This is a genomic window from Enterobacter cloacae complex sp. OE43NF (assembly GCF_023544405.1).
Taxonomy (GTDB): Bacteria; Pseudomonadota; Gammaproteobacteria; order Enterobacterales; family Enterobacteriaceae; genus Enterobacter; species Enterobacter cloacae.
Genome location: NZ_JAMJFW010000004.1, coordinates 17,936 through 35,554 on the forward strand (window position 1 = coordinate 17,936; position 17,619 = coordinate 35,554).

16 protein-coding genes and 1 pseudogene are annotated in these 17,619 nt (G+C 54.7%); 15 read left to right on the forward strand and 2 right to left on the reverse strand.

Features of this window, described 5'->3' with window-relative positions; genetic code table 11:
* Positions 1-142: 142 nt before the first annotated feature.
* Positions 143-766, forward strand: a complete 624-nt coding sequence (locus M8370_RS03145; protein ID WP_013097357.1) for a helix-turn-helix domain-containing protein — start codon at positions 143-145, stop codon at positions 764-766.
* Here the strand turns inward: M8370_RS03145 and M8370_RS03150 are convergent.
* Together M8370_RS03150 and M8370_RS03155 are read right to left on the reverse strand one after the other, a co-directional pair.
* The gene (locus tag M8370_RS03150) at positions 763-1,389 is read right to left on the reverse strand and encodes a type II secretion system protein GspB, cryptic system variant (protein WP_013097356.1); all 627 of its coding nucleotides are present in this window, start codon (positions 1,387-1,389) and stop codon (positions 763-765) included. The genes M8370_RS03145 and M8370_RS03150 overlap by 4 nt on opposite strands.
* The gene (locus M8370_RS03155) at positions 1,389-2,942 is read right to left on the reverse strand and encodes an ExeA family protein (RefSeq protein WP_095439961.1); all 1,554 of its coding nucleotides are present in this window, start codon (positions 2,940-2,942) and stop codon (positions 1,389-1,391) included. The genes M8370_RS03150 and M8370_RS03155 overlap by 1 nt, the downstream gene beginning before the upstream one ends.
* A 299-nt stretch (positions 2,943-3,241) precedes the next feature.
* On the opposite strand from M8370_RS03155, the pseudogene gspC reads away from it, so the two are divergent.
* The 14 genes and pseudogenes from gspC to iagB all read left to right on the forward strand — a co-directional run bounded on the left by gspC (position 3,242) and on the right by iagB (position 17,577).
* Positions 3,242-3,972, forward strand: a pseudogene (gene gspC, locus M8370_RS03160) (type II secretion system protein GspC).
* Positions 3,973-3,984: 12 nt separating this feature from the next.
* Positions 3,985-5,913 (forward strand): type II secretion system secretin GspD, encoded by a 1,929-nt coding sequence (gspD, locus tag M8370_RS03165; protein ID WP_013097352.1) that lies wholly within the window; start codon positions 3,985-3,987, stop codon positions 5,911-5,913.
* A gap of 13 nt (positions 5,914-5,926) precedes the next feature.
* Complete coding sequence (gene gspE / locus M8370_RS03170; protein ID WP_013097351.1) at positions 5,927-7,405, forward strand: type II secretion system ATPase GspE; 1,479 nt, start codon at positions 5,927-5,929, stop codon at positions 7,403-7,405.
* Entirely contained in the window at positions 7,405-8,613 is a 1,209-nt protein-coding gene (gene gspF, locus M8370_RS03175; protein ID WP_013097350.1) for a type II secretion system inner membrane protein GspF, read from the forward strand. Before gspE ends, gspF begins: the two co-directional genes overlap by 1 nt.
* Before the next feature lie 2 nt (positions 8,614-8,615).
* The gene (gene gspG, locus M8370_RS03180; RefSeq protein WP_013097349.1) at positions 8,616-9,065 is read left to right on the forward strand and encodes a type II secretion system major pseudopilin GspG; all 450 of its coding nucleotides are present in this window, start codon (positions 8,616-8,618) and stop codon (positions 9,063-9,065) included.
* Positions 9,065-9,550, forward strand: coding sequence for a type II secretion system minor pseudopilin GspH (gspH, locus tag M8370_RS03185; RefSeq protein WP_020689911.1), 486 nt, complete (start codon positions 9,065-9,067; stop codon positions 9,548-9,550). Before gspG ends, gspH begins: the two co-directional genes overlap by 1 nt.
* Positions 9,543-9,917, forward strand: a complete 375-nt coding sequence (gene gspI / locus M8370_RS03190; protein ID WP_013097347.1) for a type II secretion system minor pseudopilin GspI — start codon at positions 9,543-9,545, stop codon at positions 9,915-9,917. The genes gspH and gspI overlap by 8 nt, the downstream gene beginning before the upstream one ends.
* The gene (gene gspJ, locus M8370_RS03195; RefSeq protein ID WP_013097346.1) at positions 9,914-10,585 is read left to right on the forward strand and encodes a type II secretion system minor pseudopilin GspJ; all 672 of its coding nucleotides are present in this window, start codon (positions 9,914-9,916) and stop codon (positions 10,583-10,585) included. Before gspI ends, gspJ begins: the two co-directional genes overlap by 4 nt.
* Positions 10,582-11,598, forward strand: coding sequence for a type II secretion system minor pseudopilin GspK (gspK, locus tag M8370_RS03200; protein WP_013097345.1), 1,017 nt, complete (start codon positions 10,582-10,584; stop codon positions 11,596-11,598). The genes gspJ and gspK overlap by 4 nt, the downstream gene beginning before the upstream one ends.
* 15 nt (positions 11,599-11,613) lie before the next feature.
* Positions 11,614-12,744, forward strand: coding sequence for a type II secretion system protein GspL (gene gspL, locus M8370_RS03205; protein ID WP_013097344.1), 1,131 nt, complete (start codon positions 11,614-11,616; stop codon positions 12,742-12,744).
* Positions 12,741-13,226 carry a type II secretion system protein M gene (locus tag M8370_RS03210; RefSeq protein WP_013097343.1) on the forward strand — a complete coding sequence of 162 codons (486 nt, stop codon included), beginning with the start codon at positions 12,741-12,743 and terminating at the stop codon, positions 13,224-13,226. Before gspL ends, M8370_RS03210 begins: the two co-directional genes overlap by 4 nt.
* Complete coding sequence (locus tag M8370_RS03215; RefSeq protein WP_013097342.1) at positions 13,223-14,020, forward strand: prepilin peptidase; 798 nt, start codon at positions 13,223-13,225, stop codon at positions 14,018-14,020. Before M8370_RS03210 ends, M8370_RS03215 begins: the two co-directional genes overlap by 4 nt.
* Positions 14,021-14,283: 263 nt before the next feature.
* The gene (locus M8370_RS03220) at positions 14,284-16,986 is read left to right on the forward strand and encodes a glycosyl hydrolase family 18 protein (RefSeq protein ID WP_250020472.1); all 2,703 of its coding nucleotides are present in this window, start codon (positions 14,284-14,286) and stop codon (positions 16,984-16,986) included.
* Positions 16,987-17,124: 138 nt separating this feature from the next.
* Entirely contained in the window at positions 17,125-17,577 is a 453-nt protein-coding gene (gene iagB / locus M8370_RS03225; RefSeq protein ID WP_058679289.1) for a type III secretion system invasion protein IagB, read from the forward strand.
* Positions 17,578-17,619: the final 42 nt, after the last annotated feature.

Below are 17,619 nucleotides of genomic sequence, written 5' to 3' on the forward strand. Positions count from 1 at the left end.
ATCGATTCACAGCATGAATCAAATTAAAGAAACAGTCCTCTTTTGGTTTTTTTAATTTCAAAAAGAATACCAACACATTTTACGGCAACGTAACACCTTGCCGGACAATTTTCTTATTTAAACATCTTAATTGGGTATAATAATGTTAAGCATTTTTGGTAAAAAAACACGTCCCCATCATGAAATGGAAGCCATTATTTCTGCAACGGCCGGGTATGAAGAAAAAACGTTAAGAAAATGGCAAAAAATATCAACCTGTAACTCCGATAATATTCACATTATCGTCAGCGGAGAAGTCGAGTTCCGCCGCAGTTCTGATGACTTATGTATGTTTACGCTACAGGGACAATGTATCTTTGGTCTCTCCGCTATTTTCTACAACTCTACGCATATGCAGGGCGTGGTGCGCAGTAATACCGTGGTTCGTACCATACATAAAGATCAATTCCAGCAGTTAATGACTCAGCACGGGCTGTGGCCTGAACTGACCAAAGTGCTGGCATGGTATATCTGTTTGCTCAGCAAGCGGGATGATGTTTTAGTTGCCCGCAGCGCGTACTCCGTCGTCCGTGAATTCCTGATAGAAATTAACGAGCTGATTGTTGATCATCAGCGAGATATTAATATTTATGATTATATTCAGGAATACACCAACCTGGCACGCAGCACCATTATTAAAATTCTCTCAGACCTGAAAAAAGGTCAATATATTGTGGTCGAGAAAGGGCGACTGATTAGCCTGACCACCCTGCCGGAAAAATATTAATCCCCTCCTGCGTCTCCTTTTATTATCGAAGGAGACGCATTTTGCGTTTCGTCAACCGGTGGTGCGGGCATTTTTCCCTTCGCCATATCATCCTGCTGCTGTTTTAGCGCCTGCATAAATAACGTTTTTAATGAATTGTCTTCATCCGGCTGCGTTGCCTGCGCGTGTTTCATCGCCTGTTCGTGCGCTTCGGTGCCGGGTAAGGTATCGCGCGAAGTATCATGCGTGACGGGGCTGTCCGGCAATGCGCCATCAGGTGCCTGCTGCCACTCATTTTCGTCACTATTAATGGGCATATTGTCCATCGGCGGTAAATCTTCCTGCACTTTTACAGACTGCGGCTTTGGCTGCGGGTGCGGGAACGGTTTGGTGACATACACGTAATGCATATCAGAAAGGGTGGTGTCTGGCTTCGCGACGCTCACCTTTTTTATCACCGGCGCCGGGTGGCGCAGGTTCCAGTACACGTGCGCATACAGGCCTGCGACGATCAGCGCGCACAGCCCCAGACACCAGAGCGTCAGCACGCTGATAATTTTACTGAATGACGGCAAACGCCATGAGAACCAGACCGGTTCCCCGGTGGTATAGCTGCGCTGGGCAGCGAGGCAGATGGTAGACATTATGCGTGCTTCTCTTGCGTAGTCGGGTTAGCCTGGGTTGTCTGGATCAACACGCTCGGCGTGGTATGGGTTTCGCGCATCAGCTGCATCAGAGTGTCTTCACCCGGAATACCGTCGACGCGGAGGTGCATTTTTTCCTGGAATTCGCGGGTGCGCTTCATCAGTTCCGCCGTCCAGTTTTTATCGTGCGTTTCGTTTTCGCCCAGCGCCACGCTCAGCTGCTGATCCAGCCACTCAAGATCTTTACTGTCGCTGGCGGCGGTGATTTCGTCTTTACCTGACGGGGTCAGGCGGTGCAGAAGGGTGTAATTGCCCGTTGCGTGCTGGTTATACCACGTGCGGCTCACCTGCCAGGTGCGGTTGTTCATCAGCAGATCGAGGGAATTTTTCCCGGCACGCGCCACGACGGCGTAATTAATGTGATCGCCTGTTTTAATCTCGCTCACCCACGGGTAACCGTCATTAGCCAGCGTGTCCAGGGAGGCATTACCCTGTTTACACATCAGGTTCACTTTTGCGGCATTCTGGCACAGGGCATCGTCGGCAGAGGCGTCATAGCCCCACATGGCATAAAGCTGGTGCATGGCATCGGGCTGATTCACCACCTCCTGTTCGATAACCGGCAGTACCGGCGCGTCTGGCGTTTTTACCTGCTGTTTCCAGCTGGCCGGTACTGGCAGCGCCACCGGCAGTTTTGCCGTAATGGACGAGGTTATCATCCAGCCGCAGGCGGCGAACAGGACGGACGCGAACAACCCGATGGAGGCCAGCGTTTTACCACGCTTAGGCGCTGGCAGGGCTTCACCGGTGGCGAGACGCAAATGACGCGGTCCAACGTTTGGCGCCCGTTCGGTCCAGGCGGCCAGCATGGAAAGATGAGCCAGTTCGTTCAGCTTGCTGATGTTGCCTTTGGTCAGGGCGTGGATTTTTTTCACGCGAGCGGGCGTCAGCGGAGAGACATCCGCGCCGTGCTCGTGGCACTGGGCGTCAACGTAGCTCAGGAACTCGCGGCAGGTCAGGTTGCGCAGGGTGTGGCAGGTCAGCACATATTCCTGCAGGGCAGAGGCTTTCAGCATCACTTCCTGGTCGGCCGTGCCCATCAGCACAATCGACAGGCGAACATCCAGCTCCTGCGCACGGGTAAGCAGTATGCCCAGCACGTCATAGCCGCTGGCCTTCATCGCCTGCGCCTGGGAAATGACCAGCACCTTATGGGTCGACTTCGCATCGCGCCACAGGCGAATAATAGCGTCAACCGCCTGGAGCTTGTTCTTCTCTTTCGCTACCGGGTTGAGTTTGAAGAGCAGGCTACTGGCGCTCAGCTTCGGAAAGGCATTAATGCAGAGCACCGATTTGCTGTTGGCTTTGAGGGCATCGCTGAACTGCCCCAGCAGTTCGCTGTCGTGGTAAAAGAGCCCGGTGATCCCTGCCTGCTGGCTTTTCTCTTTCAGAAGATTAAACACATCCTGATGATAAGGCACCAGAAAATCGCCCGACTTGCGGGTGATATTTCTGAACGGCGGGGTACTGAATTTAAAATGGCTCTGATACATAACGACTTACCGTCTCTTCTCTTTAATAGCAATGGGCGAAAAGTACGGTAAGCCCCTGTCATGGTCAATTTAACACCAGAGTAAAAATAACCTGTCAGGCCGCATCTAACACTCCCTTTTTTTCCGGTCAATCATTTTCTTCATTAAAGTTAATAGCGAAGCCGGTGGTTTGCACTGGTCACGCTTATTACTATTTGCTCACTAAGTTATGCAGCATACCGCTGCGAATTCCTGCTTTGCTAAAAGGCCCGATAATAATGAGGAACGCATTCCTTTCCAGGCTAATGACGCCCTGCATAATGCTAGTCATGCTAATTTTTTGCAGCCAGCAGGGTTATGTCGTTTTTAAAGATTATAAAAAGGTTACGAATAAGTTAGCGAATGCTGATAAAACGCCGCTAAAACCGCGTAACAGTGACAAAACGTTTGGTCTTTTTACGGCTGCGGTCCGTCAGGCCGACGTTCCGGCGGCGTAAAAGCGCCGCTGTCTGCAGAAATTGAAGGCATCATCCGCAGCGATGAGTCGTGGCTGTCGTTCGCCGTGATTAAGACCCCCGCCGGGCAGCAGAGCTACCGGGAAGGGGAGCCGCTGGTGGGGTTCGATGACGCATATGTGGATGAAATTAATAAAGATAACGTGGTTGTTCAGTATGAAGGCACGAAGCAAACGCTCGCCCTCAAACAGCCGCCTTATTTTAAGGGCGATGCAGGCAATAGCCCGGTGACGAAATCGAAAAAAGATGCCGGCGCGGACAGTCTGCATCTCGATGATTATCTGGTGTTAAAGCCGTTAATCGATAAAGGCCAACTGGAAGGCTTTAACATTAATCCACGCAATGCTTCGCCTTTTTACAGTGAAACAGGACTGAAACAGGGTGATGTGGTGGTGAAAGTGAATGACGTCGATATGACGAAAGAAGCGCAGGCGAAAAATATTATCGCCAACTGGTCGAAAATGAAAGAAGCGGAGGTCGTCGTCAGACGGCACGCTCACCTTGAAAATATTCGGGTTAATGTTCTAAACAATTAACAAGTGTAAATCATGAAGAAATTTCCATGGGCGTGCGTGGCGCTGACCGCATTGTCGTTATATTCCGGTTCGCTGTTTGCAGCCAACTTTAGCGCCAGTTTTAAAAATACCGATATTCGCGAATTTATCGATACGGTAAGTCGCAATCTGAATAAAACGATTCTCGTCGATCCGTCCGTTCAGGGCACGGTGTCGGTGAGAACCTATAACGTGCTGTCGGAAGAGGAATATTATCAGTTCTTCCTGAGCGTGCTGGATCTCTACGGTCTGTCGGTGATCCCAATGGATAACGGCATGATCAAAGTGGTGCGTTCAAGCGTGGCGCGTACCGCCGGGGTGCCGGTGGCCGACAGTAAAAACCCGGGCAAAGGGGATGAGATCATCACCCGCGTAGTGCGCATGGAGAACGTGCCGGTACGCGAGCTGGCCCCGCTGCTGCGCCAGCTGAACGATGCCTCGGGGATCGGCAACGTGGTCCATTTTGAACCCTCTAACGTGCTGCTGTTAACCGGGAAAGCCTCGGTGGTGAATCGCCTGGTGGATCTGGTTGAGCGCGTGGACCGTTCCGGTATGCAGCGTCGCGAAATCGTACCGTTGCGCTATGCCTCGGCGAAAGAGCTCTCCGATATGTTGAACAACCTCAACAATGAAGAGCAGAAAGGGCAGAACGCCCCACAGCTGGCGACCAAAGTGGTGGCCGATGATGAAACCAACAGCCTGGTGATCAGCGGCACCGAAGATGCCCGCGCGCGTACCCGCTCGCTGATTGGCCAGCTCGACCGCGAACAGAACAACGAGGGCAATACCCGCGTCTTCTACCTGAAATACGCCAACGCCTCGAAAGTGGTGCCGGTGCTGACCGGTATCGGTGAGCAGCTGAAAGACAAAGCCGGTACCGCGAAAAGCAAAACCGCGACAACCAATAGCGAGCTGAATATCACCGCCGATGAGTCCACTAACTCGCTGGTGATCACCGCTCAGCCAAACGTCATGAACTCGCTGGAGAAGGTGATCGACAAGCTGGATATTCGTCGTCCGCAGGTGCTGGTGGAAGCCATCATTGCGGAAGTGCAGGACGGTAACGGCATGGATCTCGGCGTGCAGTGGACCGGCAAACACGGCGGCGTGCAGTTCGGTTCAACCGGTCTGCCCATTAGCCAGGTCAAAAACGGCACGATCAAAGGGGCCTCCTTTACTGGCCTGGCGACCGGTTTCTTCAACGGTGACTATGGCGCACTGCTGACCGCGCTCTCCACCAGCGGCAAGAACGATATTCTCTCCACGCCAAGCGTGGTGACGCTGGATAACAAAGAAGCGTCGTTCAACGTGGGTCAGGATGTGCCGGTGCTGTCGGGTTCTCAGACCACCAGCGGCGACAACGTCTTTAACTCGGTTGAGCGTAAAACCGTCGGTACCAAGCTGAAGATTGTTCCGCAGATCAACGACGGGGACATGATCCACCTGAAGATCGAGCAGGAGGTCTCCAGCGTTGACGCCAGCGCCACCGAAGACGCCAGCCTCGGCCCAACCTTCAACACCCGTACCATCAACAACGAAGTGATGGTCCACAGTGGCCAGACGGTGGTGCTGGGTGGTCTGATGGAAAACGTCAGCAAACAGAACGTGTCGAAAGTGCCGCTGCTCGGCGATCTGCCGCTGGTGGGACAGCTGTTCCGCTATACCTCGGAGGATACGTCGAAGCGCAACCTGATGGTCTTTATCCATACCACGGTGCTGCGTGATGATGACAACTACAGCGCGGCGACGAAGGAGAAATACGACCAGATCCGCGCCCGTCAACAGCAGCGTCTGGAGGAGAAAAAGCTCGGCATCGTTGAGAACACCGATAACGCCGTCCTGCCTGCCTATCCAAAGCAGGATCACTCCATGCCGGTCGGCGTGAGCGCACCTGCCACCACGCGCAACCCCTTCAAAGAGTAAGGGGAGGTGACGCGTGGATGAACTGACGAAACAGCTTTGCACCAGCGGCTTTGCGAAGGAGAACGGCATCCTTTTCTGGAACGACACGGTCTATATCCGTGACGACGTCCCCGCGTTTGCGCTACTGGAGATGCGCCGGGTACTGGGGCGTGCCTTTGTGCCCCAGACGCTGAGCGCGGAAGCGTTTGATGAGATGCTGGCTAAAATCTGGCAGCAGAACAGCGGCGTTTCGCAGCAGCTGGTGGACGATATGGATGCGGATATCGATCTGATGGCGTTAACCGAGGAGATCCCGGACAACGAAGATCTGCTGGATAACGACGAAAACTCGCCGGTGATCCGCCTGATCAACGCCATTCTCGGCGAAGCGGTGAAAGACGGTGCATCGGATATCCATATCGAAACCTTTGAGCGCACGCTGAGCATCCGTTTTCGCGTTGACGGCGTGCTGCGCCCGGTGCTCCAGCCCGCACGTAAACTGGCCCCGCTGCTGGTCTCGCGTATTAAGGTCATGTCGAAACTCGACATTGCCGAAAAACGACTGCCGCAGGATGGCCGTATCTCCCTGCGCATTGGCCGCAAGGCGATTGACGTGCGTGTCTCGACCATTCCGTCGCAGTACGGCGAGCGCGTGGTCATGCGTCTGCTCGACAAGAGCAACCTGAAACCGGATATCAACAAGCTCGGACTCATTGATGAAGAGCTGGAAAAACTGAAAGGGCTGATTAACCGCCCGCACGGCATCATCCTGGTCACCGGGCCGACAGGCTCCGGTAAAAGTACCACCCTGTATGCCATTCTGTCGGCCCTGAACGGACATGAACGCAACATTCTGACCGTCGAAGATCCGATTGAGTACGAGCTGGAAGGGGTGGGGCAGACGCAGGTCAACCCGCGCGTGGACATGACCTTTGCCCGCGGCCTGCGCGCCATTTTGCGTCAGGATCCGGACGTGGTGATGATCGGGGAAATTCGTGACGGTGAAACCGCGCAAATCGCGGTGCAGGCGTCGCTCACCGGTCACCTGGTCATGTCTACGCTGCACACCAACAGTGCGGCGGGAGCCATCACCCGTCTGCGGGATATGGGGCTGGAGTCCTTTTTAATTGGTTCGTCGCTACTCGGCGTCATTGCCCAGCGTCTGGTGCGTCGGCTGTGTCCGCACTGCCGTACCACCAGTCCGCTGGATGACAATGAAAAAGCGCTGTTTAGCTTTATGGATAAGCCACCAAAGGCCATCTATCGCGCCGTTGGTTGCGACCAGTGCCGCCAGAGCGGGTATCAGGGACGCGCGGGCATTCACGAGTTTCTGGTGGTCGACAGCGCCATGCGTCGCGCCATTCATGAAGACAAAGATGAGATGTCCATTGAGACCGAGCTGTTCAAACAGGCCTACAGCCTGCGCGAAAACGGGTTGATGAAGGTCATCAGCGGTATCACGTCCCTTGAAGAGGTGATGCGCGTGACCGCCGAGCGTGGAGGCGATGAGTAATGGCTTTCTACGCGTGGACTGCGACCGATGCCGCCGGAAAAACCCAGCGCGGCACGCTGCAGGCGGAAGGACCTAAGCAGGTGCGCCAGTCGCTGCGTGAGCAGAAGCTGATGCCGCTCACCATCACCGAAACCCGTGAAAATGCGGCCAGCGCTAAAGCCAAAACCGGCGCCAGACTCTCTGTGCCGGTGCTGTCGATGTTCACCCGTCAGCTGTCAACACTGGTTAACGCGTCGCTGCCGCTGGAAAGCGCCCTGAAGGCCATTTCAAAGCAGACGGAAGACAAAAAGCTGGCGGCTATGGTGACGGAGATCCGCGAGAAAGTGGTGGAAGGCCATACGCTGTTTGATGCCTTCAGCCAGTTCCCGCGCACCTTTGACAAGCTGTACTGCACGCTGGTGATGGCCGGGGAAAAAACCGGCCACCTCGGCGATGTGCTGGAGAAGCTGGCGGAGTACAACGAGCAGCGCCAGAAGATGAAAAGCAAGCTGACGCAGGCGATGGTCTACCCGATCACCCTGACGGTCGTTGCCGTGGCGGTGATCAGCATCCTGCTGGTGGCGGTGGTACCGCAGGTCATCGAGCAGTTCGTGCACATGAAACAGCAACTGCCGATCACCACCCGCACGCTGATTGCGGTGAGCGATTTTCTGCAGGCGTACGGGATCTACATTGCCGGGGGGCTGTTCGGCGCAATCGTGGGCTTTAAGACGTGGGTGAAGAAAACCACAAACCGCTTTCGCTGGCACAGCTGGCTGGTGAATGGCTCGCCGATTAAAAAGCTGGTTTGCGCCATCAATAGCGCCCGCTATATCCGTACGCTCAGCATACTGCAGGCCAGTAGCGTCCCGCTGCTGGAGGGGATGTATATCGCGATGGACGGGATCGAAAACCTCTATGCCCGGAAGGTGCTGGAGCAGGCGGCGGATACCGTACGTCAGGGCGCTTCTCTGTATAACGCGCTGGACCAGGCGAAGCTCTTTCCGCCGACCATGCTGTACATGATTGCCTCCGGCGAAGAGAGCGGGGAATTAGGTTCATTGATGGATCGCGCCGCGGAAAACCAGGAATCGGCATTACAGCATCGAATTACGTTAACGCTGTCGGTATTTGAACCGGCACTGGTGGTGACAATGGCGACAGTGGTTTTATTTATCGTGCTGTCAATATTACAACCGCTTCTTCAGCTCAATAATATGGTGGGTTAAATATGTCTTTAAAACGAAATAGCCTGAAAGGTCAGGCCGGTTTTACCTTGCTCGAATTAATGGTGGTGATCGTTATTCTCGGTGTGCTCGCCAGTATGGTGGTACCAAATTTAATGGGGAATAAAGAAAAAGCCGATGCCCAGAAAGCAACCAGCGATATTGTGGCGCTGGAAGGTTCGCTGGATATGTACAAGCTGGATAACCACCGTTACCCCACGACGGAGCAGGGTTTGCAGGCGCTGGTCACCAAACCTGATATCGCGCCAATCCCGAAAAACTATCGTGATGATGGCTATATTCGCCGCCTGCCGGAAGATCCGTGGGGCAATGATTATATTCTGGTTAGCCCGGGCGAACATGGCGCAGTGGATGTTTTCTCTGCGGGCCCGGATGCCGAAGCGAATACCGCGGATGATATTACCAACTGGTCTTTAGATAAAAAAGAGAAGTAATGAATAAGCAACGTGGGTTTACCTTACTGGAAATTATTCTGGCGCTGGTGATATTTGCCTCCTGCGCCATGATGGTGGTGTCGACAATCCCCTCGCGCAGCGGCGCGGATATTTTCGGTCAGCAGTTAAAAGCCCTCGTTGAATATGGTTCAGACCGTGCGGTAATGGACGGAAATATCGTTGGGCTGGTGATCACCACCTCAGAATATCAGCTGGTGACCTGGGCCGAAAAAGAGGGCGAACGACACTGGGAACCCTTAACCGCCGGGCGCATTGTCACCCACGGCCAGTTCCCGGAAGAGATGCACGTGTCGCTGTCACCGCAGCGCATTGCTGCCACAACCGACGCCACGCCGCAGATTGTCTTTTTGCCGGACGGGGAGATAAGCCGCTTCACGCTGTCCCTGCAGAGTTTCGATAAAAAACAGCGTTTTCGCGTGGTGTCGCAGGGGGCATCACCGGTTTCGGTAGAGAACGATGACTAAACGCAAAGAACAGGGGATGACCCTGCTGGAAGTGATGGTCGCTCTGGTCATCTTCTCCACCGCCGCGCTGGCGCTGATGAACTCCGTCTCGCTGAACGTGCGCTTTACCCATGGCCTGGGCGATTCGCTGCAGGCGAGCTGGGTGGCGGAAAACCAGCTGGCGGAAGCAAAGCTGAGCAACACGCCGTTCCCGGATGCCCTGCAGACAGGGACAGAAATCATGGGGGGGCGAAGCTGGATCTGGCGCAAGCAGCGGGTGAAAACCGCCGAAAATCGCTTTGCCGATGAAGTGCAGGTGTACGCCGAAGATGATGAAGACAAACCGGTGTTGAGCCTGCAGATACCGGAACCCGGAGAGGTGAAATGAGCAAGCACATTCAGCGTCAGCAGGGCTTTACGCTGCTGGAGATCATGATTGCGCTAACCATCTTCGCGGTTATCAGCACGCTTGCCTGGCAAATTCTGGACGGGGCGATGCGCACCTCGAACGCCACCGACGTGGCGGCGACTCAACTCAACCAGCTTCAGCGCGCCTATAACCTGCTGGAGCGGGATTTCTTTCAGCTTCAGGCACGCGCGCCACGCAACGAGCCTGACGTATTTGTCCAGCACGACGATGCGCTGGAGTTGACCACGCTGAACGGCGTGAGCGGTCAGGTCCAGCTGGAGCGCGTGCGCTGGCGGCTTGAGGACAAAAAACTGTGGCGCGATATCTGGCCGGTTATCGACAGCCCTGCCGATGTGAAGCCAGAAGAGGTGCCGATCCTCAGCGATGTCAAAGAGATGACGTGGCGCTTCTGGAAAGAGGGCTGGCAGAACAAATGGACCGACACGGCGCATCAGCCGGACGGCGTAGAACTTCTGCTGACCATGGAGAACGGCGATACCTGGCGCTGGGTATTTACCACGCCGGGTGATATGCCGGTCGCCCCGGCGGCTCCAGCAGAACAAACGCCTGCGCCATCGGGGGATGCGGCCACGCCAGCGCAGCCACAACCGCAGCCGGTGCCCGCTCCGTCAGGAGAGAACAAATGAGCGGAAAATCGGTTCGAAAACAGCGCGGTGTCGCGCTGCTGGTGGTGCTAATTTTGCTGGTCATGATGTCGGCGCTGGCGGCCAAAATCAGCCAGCAGTTCTGCCGCAATCTGCAGAAAACCCGTTATCAGGTGAGTCAGCAGCAGCTGCGCTGGGCCATTCAGAGCCAGCAAAAAACCATTGAAGGTCTGCTTCAGACCTACGCCAGCGGTGACAGCCAGGGGCTGTCGCCCAAAGGGGAGTGGACAGAGCCGGTGGAGACAGAGGGTGAACACTACACCGTGGTGAGCCAGATTGAGGATGCCCAGACCTGCTTTAACGTCAATAACCTGCTGGCGGCCGATCCAACCCCCGCGGTACAGACCGCAGGGGCGCTGCCGGAAAAACCGGTCAAAGCGCGCATCGTTGAACAGCTTCTGACCGACAGCGGCATTTCCGCCGGTGACGCAGAAGAGATTTACCAGCAACTGATGGACTATCTCGACGGTGATACCACAACGGCAAAAGAGGGGCTGGAGACAGATGCCTGGGCGGGCGTAGAGCCTGCGCGGCTGCCTGCGAATCAGATGATGCGCACCCCGGGCGAGCTAAAGCTGCTGCCCGCGTTTCCGGTGGCGGCCTACGGCAAGGTCAGTAAAGTGCTGTGCGCCTTACCCGACACCGCCAGCAAGGTGGATGTCAACACCCTGACCGAAGAACAGGCACCGCTATTGGCAGCCCTGTTTATCGGCTCGCTGAGCGAGGACGAGGCCGCCCGTCTGATCGCCTCCCGCCCGGAAGAGGGCTGGGAGTCGATGGAGGCATTCCAGAAAGAGCTTGAGACAAATTATCCGCAGACCAAAGACGCCCTCAAGCAGGTTCAGGCGTTTCTTGCGGTAAACAGTCACTATTTCCGGGTCAACAGTACCGGCAATACCGATGATTTAACGCTGCGCGTCGTCAGCCAGCTTCATGTTGATAATGAAGCCGGGAAGGTGATTACCTGGCAACGTCGCTACCGAATGGTTGAATAACACAAGACGAATTCTATGAAACAGGTGCTTTTTATTCGTCCCGACACGCATGAGGACGGGAACATAATGTGGTGCGAGTCCGGTAGCGACCAGGTGGAACAGCGTCAGGGCGGGGCGTCACTGGCGGCGCTTGCCGGTCACGCGTTAGCCGCACGCGTCTGCCTGCTACTGCCGGCCAGCGAAATGATCTTCCGTCGCTTCACGTTGCCCAAAAAAGGCAGCGTTGAGTTCTCCTGGCTGGCTGAAGAGACGCTGATTGGCGATGTGGACACGCTTCACTGGACGGTGCTCAACAAGAAGGGGCGGGAAGTGGACGCGGTGGCCATTGATGCGGGGCGTCTGCAGTACTGGCTGGACCGCTGTGCCGATGCCGGGCTGACGGTGGTGCAGGTGCTGCCCGATGCGATCCTTCTGCCGGTAACCGAAGGCGGCAGCACGCTGGTCTCCACCGACAGCGGCTACTGGATGCGCTATTCGCCGTTTGGCGCCTGTGAAACCGACGCTGCCCTGTTGCCGCTGCTGTTGAGCCAGCAGTGCGCCGGTAACCTCGTCTGTTACGGCGATGCGCCAGCGGACGTGCAGGTGGATGAGCAACGGGCCTGGCAGCATCCGCTGGTGCTGATCCAGCCGCAGTGGAAAAGCTGCAAAGCAAACCTGCTGCACGGCGTTTTTAGCACCACGGGTGCACAGACCGGTTTCCGTTATGCGAAACCGGCCCTTGCCGCCATGGCGGTGCTGAGCCTCGGGTTGCTGGTTGGCCCTCGCATCGGCATGGCCTGGATGCTCTCTACCCAGGAAAACCTGGCCCAGCAGCAGATGGTGGAATTGGCCCAGCACTATTTCCCCACGCTGCGCCAGACCACCAACCTGAAGTACCACTTCGGGCAGAACATCAAGAAAGAGAAGAAAGGGATCTTTCTTCAACTGGACGCACTGGAGCAGATCAAGCAATCGCTCCCGGCGGTCGAACTGAGTGAAGTGGGATACGACGACACCCAGAATCAGCTCACGCTGAACATCCGTTCGATGGATCCCACGGCGTTGCAGGCGTTCGTCAATAAGGCGAGTGATACCTTCGACTTTACGCTCCAGCCGGTCTCCAGTGAAGCGCCTTATACCGCTATCATCACAGGGAAATATAAATGAAAGAGAAAATTGGACAATTAAAAGCACGCTATTTGCGTTACAGCCCGCGCGAACGAACGCTGATTAAACTCTGTGGTTCGGCGCTCTGTTGCGCCATTATCTGGTACGGTGTGATGACCCCGCTGGATAATATTATTAAAAATGAGAAAGCCACGCTGCAAAAACAGAAACAGACCCTGAACTGGATGCGTGCAGAAATTAATAAAAATCACCTTCAGGCGAAAGTCTTAAAAACCAGTAACCCGAGAAGCGTGGTGGAAGAGAGCGCCAAAGAGATCCACGTTGCGCTGAGTAATATCCAGCAGGACGGGCAAACCCTGACGTTTAATATTGATCGGGTCAACGTCTATGAACTGAAAAACTGGCTTCGGGAGGTGAATTTAACCACCGGGGTTCGTCTGGAGAAAATGGATCTCACGCCGGTTGATCACCTTAGCGATGTAAAGGCCCAGATTAAGCTCTCCTGGGCGAAAGTGGCATGAATTCGCTGACGCTGCTTCAGGGCAGCCAGATGCCCGCCCTTTGCCTGCTCAGCGGCACGCTTGGCGGCATTATCGGCAGCTTTCTGGGGGTGGTGGTCGAACGCATTCCCCCGCTCATTAAAGAGGAGGAGGGTGCCGGAAACCTGCTGTTTCCGGCCTCCCACTGTCCCGCATGCTCCCACACGCTCGCCTGGTGGGAAAATATCCCGGTTCTGAGCTGGTGTTGCCTGCGTGGGCGCTGCCGCTGCTGCCAGACTGCGATCCCGCTGCGTCTGCTGTTGCTTGAACTTTCCAGTGCCCTGTTTTTTGCCCTGACGGCGGCGTATGCCCCGTCTGCGGCTGCATTGATGTCGCTATGGGTGCTCTGGTGTGGACTGCTGCCGCTGGCGGCGATAGACGCAAAACACATGCTGCTGCCGGACTGCCTGACGCAGCCGCTGCTGTGGGCGGGCCTGCTGAATCATGCGCTTTTTCATACCTTACCGTTGTCGGATGCCCTGTTTGGCGCAGCGGCGGGCTACCTGTCGCTGTGGCTTCTCTACTGGGCCTTTCGCCTGACAACAGGACGCGAGGGATTGGGCTACGGTGATTTTAAGCTGCTGGCTGCGCTGGGCGCGTGGTGCGGCTGGCAGGCGTTACCTTCGTTATTGCTCGCGGCGGCATTAAGCGGTATCGCACTGTATTTTGTTTTTTATAAAGCGGTTAAAGAAAATAGCGTTATTCCGTTTGGCCCTCTGTTGTCACTCGCCGGTTTGGTTATTTTTATTCTGCAGACCTTGCAATTCACATTCTGATTTATGTGGTCAAGTTTTTTTTGAAATTTTTTCGCTGAGGGAATGAAAGGACGTCAACTAATTCCCGGAGTATTGTAAGAAACATAAGCTGTAAGGATTGCCGCTCATGTCTTTTTATGGAGGGTATATTAGCACTATACATGGTTAGTAAAATTAAATTGGGTTTGTGGTTTTAATTAAATAGCTTATTCAGTACTCGCCCATGTTATATGGAATACATGGTCCTTTTCATTTATCAAAAATAAGATTATCAGGAATTAATAATGAAATTTATGAAGCCAACCTATCTGGCACTCTTTGTCGCAGCCGTTTCCGGCTCTGCGTTCGCCGCAGCGCCAGGTACGCCTTCAATCAGCAGCGGTAACGATAAATTTGCCATCGTTGAAGTGGACCAGGCCGTAGTGGACTACGGTAATCTTGTTAAGGTTCATAACGACGGTGTCGACGTAAAAGTCGAGTGGAACGTCTGGAGCGGCGACGCGCCGACCTCCGGTAAAGTGCTGCTGGATGGCAAGACCGTCTGGTCCGGTGCTGCCGGTGCATCCGGTTCTGCCACCTTTAAAGTGAAAAAAGGCGGTCGCTACCAGGAGCAGGTTGAACTCTGTAACAACAGCGGCTGTACCAAAAGCGCAAGCAAGCTGATCATCGTGGCGGATACTGACGGTAGCCACCTCCTGCCGCTGAATGCGCCTCTGCAGGAAAACAACAAAACCTTCGCAAAACATACCGATAAAGTGGTTGCCGCCTACTTCCCTGAGTGGGGCGTTTATGGCCGTAACTTCCCGGTCGATAAAATCCCTGCCGCTAACCTGAACCACATCCTGTACGGCTTCATTCCAATCTGTGGCGGCGACGGCATCAACGACGGTCTGAAAACCGTTGAAAACGGCAACAGCTTCGCCAACCTGCAGAAAGCCTGTGCTGGCCGTCCTGACTACACCGTGGCGATCCACGACCCGTGGGCTGCGCTGCAGAAACCACAGTCCGGCGTATCTAACTGGGACGACCCGTACAAAGGTAACTTCGGCCAGTTGATGGCGCTGAAAAAAGCCCATCCTGACCTGAAAATTCTGCCATCCATTGGCGGCTGGACCATGTCCGATCCGTTCTATCACATGAATGATTCCGCGATCCGTGCACGTTTCGTGGCCTCTGTTAAAGACTTCCTGAAAACCTGGAAATTCTTCGACGGCGTGGATATCGACTGGGAATTCCCGGGCGGCGGCGGTGTGAACGAATCACTGGGTAACCCGCAGCAGGATAAGGCAACCTATACTGCCGTGATTCGCGATCTGCGTACCATGCTGAACGAACTGTCCGCTGAAACCGGACGCACCTATGAACTGACCAGCGCCATCGGTGCCGGTAAAGATAAGATTGAAGACGTGGATTACACCACGGCGCAGCAGTACCTCGATCACATCTTCCTGATGAGCTACGACTTCTACGGCGCGTGGAGCATGACCGATCTGGGCCACCAGGCTGCGCTGCATGCACCAGCATGGCGTCCGGACACCAACTACACCACCGAAAATGGCGTTAACGCGCTGCTGGAGCAGGGCGTACAGCCAGGCAAAATCGTGGTGGGTACCGGCATGTACGGTCGTGGCTGGACTGGCGTTCACGGCTATACCGGCAACAACCCGTTCACCGGTACCGCGACTGACGGCGTGAAAGGCACCTGGGAACCAGGCGTTGTTGACTATCGTCAGATTGTGAACGAGTACAAAGGCAAGCCAGGCTGGGAATATGGCTATGACGCAGACGCTGAAGCGCCATACGTCTTCAACAAATCCACCGGCGAGCTGATCTCTTATGAAGATGCCCGTTCCGCAACCGCAAAAGGTAAGTACGTTCTGGCGAAAAACCTGGGCGGCCTGTTCGCGTGGTCTATCGACTCCGATAACGGCGATATCCTGAACGCGATGAACGAAAGCCTGCTGGGCAGCTCCACGCCAGATCCGGTAGTGACCAACCATGCGCCGGTTGCTTCTGCGGCGGATCAAACCGTGACCGGCCCTGCGACCGTGACTCTGGATGGCTCTGCCTCCACCGATCCTGATGGCGATGCGCTGACCTACAAATGGACCCAGATCTCTGGCCCAAGCGTTACCCTGACCAACAGCACCAAAGCGAAGGCGACCTTCTCCGTTGGCGCTGTGACCAGCAACCAGACCCTGGCATTCCGTCTGACCGTGACCGATCCAAAAGGTCTGAGCAGCACCGCTGACGTACAGGTTCTGAACAAAGCGCCGAAAGCCAACCAGGCCCCTGTGGTTAACCAGATGCAGAACGTCACTCTGGAAGCCGGTCAGACCTACGCCCTGAACGTGCAGGCAGCGGATCCAGACGGTGATGTACTGACCTACGCCTGGAGCGTACCATCTGATATGCACGCGACCGGTACTGATACCTCCAGCGTACAGATCACCGCGCCGGACGTTACAACTGACTCAACCTACACCCTGAGCGTTGTCGTAAGCGACGGTAAAACCAGCGTACAGTCTAACGTACAGGTTACCGTAACGCCGAAAGCCACCCCGGTTGTGCCTGATGAAGACAATACCCCGTCTGACGAAGGCAACACGCCATCCGATGAAGGTAACACTCCATCTGATGAAGGCACTGCAACCGGCAGCTGCGATAACCCGGTAGATGCCAATGCCAGCAAATACGCGGCATGGGAATCCAGCAAAATCTACAACAACGGCGACATGGTCAGCTCCGATAATCTGGTATGGAAAGCGAAGTACTGGACTCAGGGCAACAAACCTGGCTTTAACGCCGATGCATGGGAACTGGTCAGCCAGGTGAAAATGAACTGGCGCTCCGACATGGTCTACAACGGTGGTGACAAGACAACCTATCAAGGTTTCGAGTACCGCGCGAAATGGTGGACAAAAGGTGACAAACCAGGCAACAGCGATGTATGGGTGAAAGAAGGCGCGTCAGCAGACTGCAAATAATCTTCTGAGCTTGAAATTGTGGGTGTGATATCAGCCCACAATCACTGGTCACACCCCGCTTCGGGTGTGGCCAGTACCTTCCACTAATTTAACAGGACGTGTTTGAGGAGAATAAAAAAACGGCCACGCAGGTGAAGAATGAAAAGATTTCTGTTTTTGTTATTGATATTAAGTCATAGCACATTTGCAAATTGCTGGAATAAAGCGGCGCATTATTATCATATTGATCCGTTTTTACTTTATGCCATCGCGAATGTGGAATCGGGAATGAACCCGTACGCCATTGGCATCAATCATGACGGAACGCGCGATGTCGGATTAATGCAAATCAACAGCTCGCACTTTCCTGAACTTGAACGCAAAGGCATTAATGAAAACCGTCTGATGACAGAGCCCTGCACCTCCATTATGGTCGGCGCCTCTATATTGTCAGGCATGATTAAAGTTTATGGATACAACTGGGAAGCGGTAGGTGCGTATAACGCCGGGCTTAAAAAAGAAAATTACCCTAAGCGCATGGTCTATGCCCATAAGGTCTGGAAAAAGTATCAGCAGTTAAAATTAGCCGCCCGCGACAGAACCAACTGGTAAGTTTTTTTGTTTTTTGAAGAGTACCCACCCGTATTCTTCAGA

Bases quoted from the DNA above. Each gene is read 5' to 3' on its own strand.
- gspI (WP_013097347.1), top strand. From the start codon at position 9,543: ATGACTAAACGCAAAGAACAGGGGATGACCCTGCTGGAAGTGATGGTC.
- gspL (WP_013097344.1), top strand. From the start codon at position 11,614: ATGAAACAGGTGCTTTTTATTCGTCCCGACACGCATGAGGACGGGAAC.
- M8370_RS03145 (WP_013097357.1), top strand. From the start codon at position 143: ATGTTAAGCATTTTTGGTAAAAAAACACGTCCCCATCATGAAATGGAA.
- gspG (WP_013097349.1), top strand. From the start codon at position 8,616: ATGTCTTTAAAACGAAATAGCCTGAAAGGTCAGGCCGGTTTTACCTTG.
- iagB (WP_058679289.1), top strand. From the start codon at position 17,125: ATGAAAAGATTTCTGTTTTTGTTATTGATATTAAGTCATAGCACATTT.
- M8370_RS03210 (WP_013097343.1), top strand. From the start codon at position 12,741: ATGAAAGAGAAAATTGGACAATTAAAAGCACGCTATTTGCGTTACAGC.
- gspJ (WP_013097346.1), top strand. From the start codon at position 9,914: ATGAGCAAGCACATTCAGCGTCAGCAGGGCTTTACGCTGCTGGAGATC.
- M8370_RS03150 (WP_013097356.1), bottom strand. From the start codon at position 1,389: ATGTCTACCATCTGCCTCGCTGCCCAGCGCAGCTATACCACCGGGGAA.
- gspD (WP_013097352.1), top strand. From the start codon at position 3,985: ATGAAGAAATTTCCATGGGCGTGCGTGGCGCTGACCGCATTGTCGTTA.
- gspH (WP_020689911.1), top strand. From the start codon at position 9,065: ATGAATAAGCAACGTGGGTTTACCTTACTGGAAATTATTCTGGCGCTG.
- gspK (WP_013097345.1), top strand. From the start codon at position 10,582: ATGAGCGGAAAATCGGTTCGAAAACAGCGCGGTGTCGCGCTGCTGGTG.
- M8370_RS03155 (WP_095439961.1), bottom strand. From the start codon at position 2,942: ATGTATCAGAGCCATTTTAAATTCAGTACCCCGCCGTTCAGAAATATC.
- M8370_RS03220 (WP_250020472.1), top strand. From the start codon at position 14,284: ATGAAATTTATGAAGCCAACCTATCTGGCACTCTTTGTCGCAGCCGTT.
- M8370_RS03215 (WP_013097342.1), top strand. From the start codon at position 13,223: ATGAATTCGCTGACGCTGCTTCAGGGCAGCCAGATGCCCGCCCTTTGC.
- gspF (WP_013097350.1), top strand. From the start codon at position 7,405: ATGGCTTTCTACGCGTGGACTGCGACCGATGCCGCCGGAAAAACCCAG.